Annotated in this window: 5 protein-coding genes and 1 tRNA gene; 2 read left to right on the forward strand and 4 right to left on the reverse strand. The window is 67.0% G+C overall.

The features are described from left to right. The 3 genes from WBA11_RS12520 to amrB all read right to left on the reverse strand — a co-directional run. The coding region (locus WBA11_RS12520) for a hypothetical protein (RefSeq protein ID WP_424521013.1) at positions 1 to 305 on the reverse strand (305 nt) is incomplete at its 3' end. Positions 306 to 747: 442 nt separating this feature from the next. After that, positions 748 to 1,713 (reverse strand): Rossmann-like and DUF2520 domain-containing protein, encoded by a 966-nt coding sequence (locus WBA11_RS12525; protein ID WP_424521014.1) that lies wholly within the window; start codon positions 1,711 to 1,713, stop codon positions 748 to 750. 4 nt (positions 1,714 to 1,717) lie between these two features. Next, positions 1,718 to 2,497 carry an AmmeMemoRadiSam system protein B gene (amrB, locus tag WBA11_RS12530; RefSeq protein WP_424521015.1) on the reverse strand — a complete coding sequence of 260 codons (780 nt, stop codon included), beginning with the start codon at positions 2,495 to 2,497 and terminating at the stop codon, positions 1,718 to 1,720. Between the two features lie 448 nt (positions 2,498 to 2,945). Between amrB and WBA11_RS12535 the strand changes: the two genes are divergently transcribed. Together WBA11_RS12535 and WBA11_RS12540 are read left to right on the forward strand one after the other, a co-directional pair. Continuing rightward, on the forward strand, positions 2,946 to 3,986 hold the full coding sequence (locus tag WBA11_RS12535; RefSeq protein WP_424521016.1) for a type I restriction endonuclease: 1,041 nt from the start codon (positions 2,946 to 2,948) through the stop codon (positions 3,984 to 3,986). 88 nt (positions 3,987 to 4,074) lie between these two features. Then, positions 4,075 to 4,158, forward strand: a tRNA-Leu gene (locus WBA11_RS12540). 155 nt (positions 4,159 to 4,313) lie between these two features. On the opposite strand, the gene WBA11_RS12545 is transcribed toward WBA11_RS12540, so the two are convergent. Beyond that, positions 4,314 to 4,961 carry a S24 family peptidase gene (locus tag WBA11_RS12545; RefSeq protein ID WP_424521017.1) on the reverse strand — a complete coding sequence of 216 codons (648 nt, stop codon included), beginning with the start codon at positions 4,959 to 4,961 and terminating at the stop codon, positions 4,314 to 4,316. Positions 4,962 to 5,108 lie beyond the last annotated feature (147 nt).

Here is a 5,108-nt window from a genome sequence, read left to right on the forward strand (position 1 = left end):
GCTCGGACACGGTCGGCCGGGCGGCGGCGGTCGAGACAGCGCGCCTCTTCGGAGATGCCGGCACACAGGGCTTCCGTCGCGGCCTCGAGGTCGGAGGCCACCCCCGTCGCCGTCTCACGCTGACGCAAGCTGAGCGCCGCGCCCTCGGCTTCGAGGACGGTCCGGCGTGCCGTGCGGACCGCATGGGCGGACGCCGCCACGATCGCCTGGAACGCCGACGCCGACTCCCGAGCCACGCTCCGCTCTGCGAGAGAGCGGACGGATTCGGAGGTCAGGGCCGTCGGGAGAGGAGCAGTCGGAGTCATAGACGCGAGGTCGTAGGTCGGTAAGAACGGCGCAATCGGGCGGGTTCGACACACGAGCCGCCAGTCTCCACGAACAGCGGGCCGTACCGTCGCCGGTCCTCCTCGCTCCCTTTGCGCAGGATTTGCACAGGGGCCGGAGAGGCAAGAGGGGATGGGCAAGAGGCGAGGGATTGGCCTGGAGCCGGTCGAGCCCTGGCCCGTCCTCGAGGGCTGCCAGGCTGGCGCAAAGCAGACCTCCAGGACGCAGCACCCCTTGCCCCATACTGCTTCCCGTAGGCAGCGTCGACATTCACCCTGATCGGCCCTGCCGGCCCAGCTTCCGGCCTCGCCACGTCACGCTCGTCCTCCGGGGCTACGGCCCCGCACTCCTCACGCTCCTTGCGAGGTCGAAACCGTGACCTCGGCAGGGCCCGAACCGGCAATTGTCAACGCCGCTTAGTCGTCACCCCGCTCCGTCGCCCGCGGCCTCGAGGCCGACAGGAGACGCGGCGGGCAGCGGCAGGGTCACCATCTTCTCCATAAGCGTGAGCACGTCTTGGGCGCGCTCCGGCGGGAGCTTCCCGGAACGGACCGCCAAGCGCACCGTCTCGACGGACAGCGCGGCGTAGGCCGGGACCAGGTGCGGCAAGTGCTCGCGGAGCGCCAGGCCGTGCGCCTTGAGCGTCCCCAGGTCTCCGCGAGCGACCGGTCCCGTCAGCGCCTCCTCGGGCGAGCTCGCGGACAGGTTGTCGAGCGTCCCCTGGAGCAGCGGCCGGAGCACGGCCATCGCCTCTTCCCGGTCCAGCCCGATCGAGGCCGTCACCTCCTGCACCATGCCGAGCAACGTCACCAGCAAGTTCGACGCCATCGAGGACGCCAGGTGGTACCGCGACTTGGCCTCGGCCTCCAAGACGAGGTACCGCAGGCCCAGCGTCACCGCGAGTTCGACGCCCGCCGCGATCCCGCGCGGCTCCCCCTCGAGGCCGACCGTGACGCCCTCGAGGGCGCCGGCGTCGGCGCCGGGCGGCAACGTTTGGACAGGGTGGAACGCCAAGGTCGTCGCGCCGACGTCGCGCAGTGGGTCGAGGACGGACGCCGAGACGGCGCCCGACGTGTGAAGCACGACGGTGTCCCGCCACGGCCTCGAGGCCTCGAGGAGCGTCTCGGCCAGGTCTGCGAGCTGGTCGTCCGGGACGGCCAGGATCACGAGCGGCGCCGTCGCGGGAATGTCACGGAGCTGGTTCGAGGCGACGGGCGCGCCCAACACACGCGCCAAGTCTTCCGCTGGCCTCCGGGTCCGGCTCACGACGCCGGCGATCGGGTAGCCCGCCTCCGACAGTCTCAGCCCCAGCGCCCGCGCCATCGCGCCGGCCCCGATCAGGACGGCGGCGGGGCGGGACTGGTGGAACGGAGACGCGAAAGCGGCCATACGGTTAGCGCCAGAGGGCGACGGACAAGGCACCGGGCGCGTCCTCGGTGGCGCCCTCGAGGACCAAGACCTCGGCCCGCTTGGCACCGCGACGCTTGGCGGCGATCAAGGTCGTGATAAGCGAGCCCATGCCCTCGACGCGGACCGCCTCGCTGCCCAACAGGTGCATCAGCGTGCTCTCGTCGAACGCCTCGATGGCGGCCTGGAGCTTCCCGAGCCCGTCGGCATCGGCCTCTAGGACGTCACATGAGCCGACCACGACGGAGCGCCGCCCGTGCATCACCTCACCGACGGCGGCGCCGAGCTCGCGGCAGAACGCCGGGCTCTCCTCGCCCATCACGATCGGGACCGCGTCGAAGTCGCCCTCGAGGCTGCGGAGCAGGAACGGGAGCTGGACGTCGGCGCCCTCCGTGTGGTAGTGGCCCGTGTCGTCGACGTAGATGTCGTCGTCCTCGTCGCAGAGCTCGTTGCGCAGGTGGTCGTTGACCACGACCTCGCCGATCGGCGTGTGGTAGGAGTCGGTCTGGCAGATGGACAGGCGCCCAAAGTTGCCGTGGTGGCTCGGCGAGATCACGATGGCGGTCTCGACCTCGAGGCCGCGCAAGAGCGCGTAGGCCTGGGCGGCGGCGGCTCCACCGGAGGTCCGGTTGGAGTCGGGGACGATGAGCCCGACCAGAACGCCGTCGTCGGCGTCGCGCGTGGGCACCTGACCCAGGAGGTCATCGAGGTGCGAACGGAGGGGCGTCGGCTGGCTGGGGTAAACGGCTCGGGCGGCGAGGCTCATGGGAGCGGTCGGCGTGTGGGAAGAGGGGGCGCCGGGCGGAGTGTCCGGGCCGCGCCCTACGCGCAAGATGCGGGGGCGGTGCCGATTGGGAGCCGTCGAGAGTGAGATGTGAGACATTTCAGACCGAGCCCGCGTCTCGATGCCGTTCCGGTGCCGCCGGGTATTCGACGGTTCAGGCCTCGAGGGCGGGGATCTACGTGTTACCCAACATCGGTGCCAAGCGCGCTTCGGCCTCGAGGGTGGAGAACAGAGCGTTGCCGCTTCAAGGAGAAGCCGAGGAGCGTGGCGCTGGATCACTTCGAGGTCAGCAAGCTTCTCCCTCTATCTGCTAGCACCAGCGATTGGCGCACGCCTTGACGGTGAAGTATGCTCATGTTCCTTCACCCAATCTGCTCCAGCTATGAGTTTCGCTGATCGTCTTGCCTCTCTCGCCCAACGTGCACCGAGCTTGATCGGCCACCTAGAGACTGAGGAGGCTACTAAGAACGCGCTCGTGATGCCGTTCATCGCAGCATTGGGGTACGACGTGTTCAACCCGCAGGAGGTCGTACCAGAATTGACAGCCGACGTAGGAGTTAAGAAGGGCGAGAAGGTGGACTATGCCATCAAGCAAGATGGAGAAGTCATCATCTTGATCGAGTGCAAAGCCGCGGGAGCCAACCTGAGCGAGGCCAACATGAGCCAGTTGTTCAGGTACTTCACGGTAACGAAGGCCCGAATCGCCATCCTCACCAACGGAATCCACTATCGCCTCTATTCCGACCTCGAGGAGCCAAACAAGATGGACGCACGGCCATTTCTGGAGTTGGACCTGCTCGACATACGCGACCACCATGTGAACGAAGTCAAGCGACTCGCGAAAGGGTCGTTCGATCTAGACAGAATGCTCAATGCTGCGAGCGAGCTGAAGTATTTGAGGGAGTTGCGGCGCGTGCTCGCGGAGCAGTTCGAGTCCCCCGATCCTGAGCTAGTCCGTTTCCTCTACCTCAAAGTCAACCCTGAAGGCAGGTTCATTGCTAGCGTCCGAGAGCAGTTTGGCCCTCTTGTGGCCAAGGCTCTCCAGCAGTTCATCAGTGAGCGCGTGAGCGGCCGACTTCGCACGGCACTGGCTCAGGAAGACGTTGTGACCGGCCGAAAGCAGGACGAGCCATCGGACGAGAGCAACATCGAGGACGAGGAGGAACGAGATCCTGGAATTGAGACGACCGCTGACGAGATTGAGGCATTCCACATGGTAAAAGCCATCGTGAGAGAGGTCGTTGCCCCCGAACGGATCGCACACCGGGACACGAAATCGTACATGGGCATCCTGCTGGACGACAACAACCGGAAGCCGATCTGCCGGCTCCGTTTCAATGCTGCCAGCCAGTACTACCTCGGCACGTTTGACGCAGACAAGAACGAAACCCGGCACCCTATCGACACCCTGAACGACATCTACCAGTACGCCGACCATCTTCGACAGACCGCCGCTGGCTACGACTCATGAACCGCAGGCGTCCTCGAGGTCGCGGTCTTCGTCAAGACGCGCCAGGCGGTGGACGGCCCCAGGCTCGTGGGCTAGCTTCTGTCTCCGCGCCCGGATGGCGGAATTGGTAGACGCAGCAGACTCAAAATCTGCCGGCCTTCGGGTCTTGGGGGTTCGATTCCCCCTCCGGGCACAGACTCAAAACGGCCTCGTCCTGACCGGCGGGGCCGTTTTCTGTTTCGGCCAGGACCGCTTCGGGTTCGCGTCTCGGGTTGCCCGTTTCCGGTCTCGTCGGGCGCCGTCCGGCCCCGTCCGGTCGGGAGGCGTACCCAGCGCGTACCCGCCGGCCTAGAGCGGCGCCGAGACGCTGACGGCCATCGCGTGGACCTCGTAGTCCGACCTGAACTCGGCGACCGGCACCTCGAGGGTCTCGTACTCGTGGTTGTCCGAGACGACGAGGATGACGCCGGCCCGCAGCTTGAGCCGCTTGATGATGCGCCCAGACGGGCCGGTCATGACGTAGAACGCGCCGTCGACCAGGTCCTCGCCCGCGTAGAGCGAGACGACCAGGCGTTGGCCGGGCCGGAGCGTGGGGTAGTTCGAGGTGCCGCGGACCACGATCGTCCGCAAGCGATCGGGGTCGAACCCGTACTCGTGGCGGGCGACGACCCGGTTGATCGCCATGTAGCCGACGACGACCTCGGCCTCGTCGACGTCGGCGCCGTCGCCGGCCGAGGCCTCGACGGCGAGCTCTGGCACCATCACGAAGTCGTCGCCGTCCGTGTCGCCCGCGATGTCGGCGAGGGCGGACAGGATCGCGCGCTGCCGGGGCTCGGTCGGCGTCGAGGCCTCGGACTTGTAGTTGAGGAGCGAGCGGCGAGAGACCGAGACGTCGCGGGCCGCCAGCTCGACGACGACCTGGTCAAGGGTGAGCCGCGTCCGGTGGATGGCGTCGTCGATGAGGGCCGAGAAGGGGCGGGAGGGGGTCGTGGGCATTTTTTCCGCTTTAGTGAAACAAAGGGCAACTCTGCCCTTTATATTTGCACCCCGAGGCGCAGGGTTGCCCACGCTTACGGACCAGACGGAAAAAGTTCGCCCCCCGAGCAAATGAGTACTCCCGACACCGACCGCGCGCTCTCCGCC

Source organism: Rubrivirga sp. (genome assembly GCF_049648075.1).
Classification (GTDB): Bacteria; Bacteroidota; Rhodothermia; order Rhodothermales; family Rubricoccaceae; genus Rubrivirga.

Bases quoted from the DNA above. Each gene is read 5' to 3' on its own strand.
- WBA11_RS12525 (WP_424521014.1), bottom strand. From the start codon at position 1,713: ATGGCCGCTTTCGCGTCTCCGTTCCACCAGTCCCGCCCCGCCGCCGTC.
- amrB (WP_424521015.1), bottom strand. From the start codon at position 2,497: ATGAGCCTCGCCGCCCGAGCCGTTTACCCCAGCCAGCCGACGCCCCTC.
- WBA11_RS12545 (WP_424521017.1), bottom strand. From the start codon at position 4,961: ATGCCCACGACCCCCTCCCGCCCCTTCTCGGCCCTCATCGACGACGCC.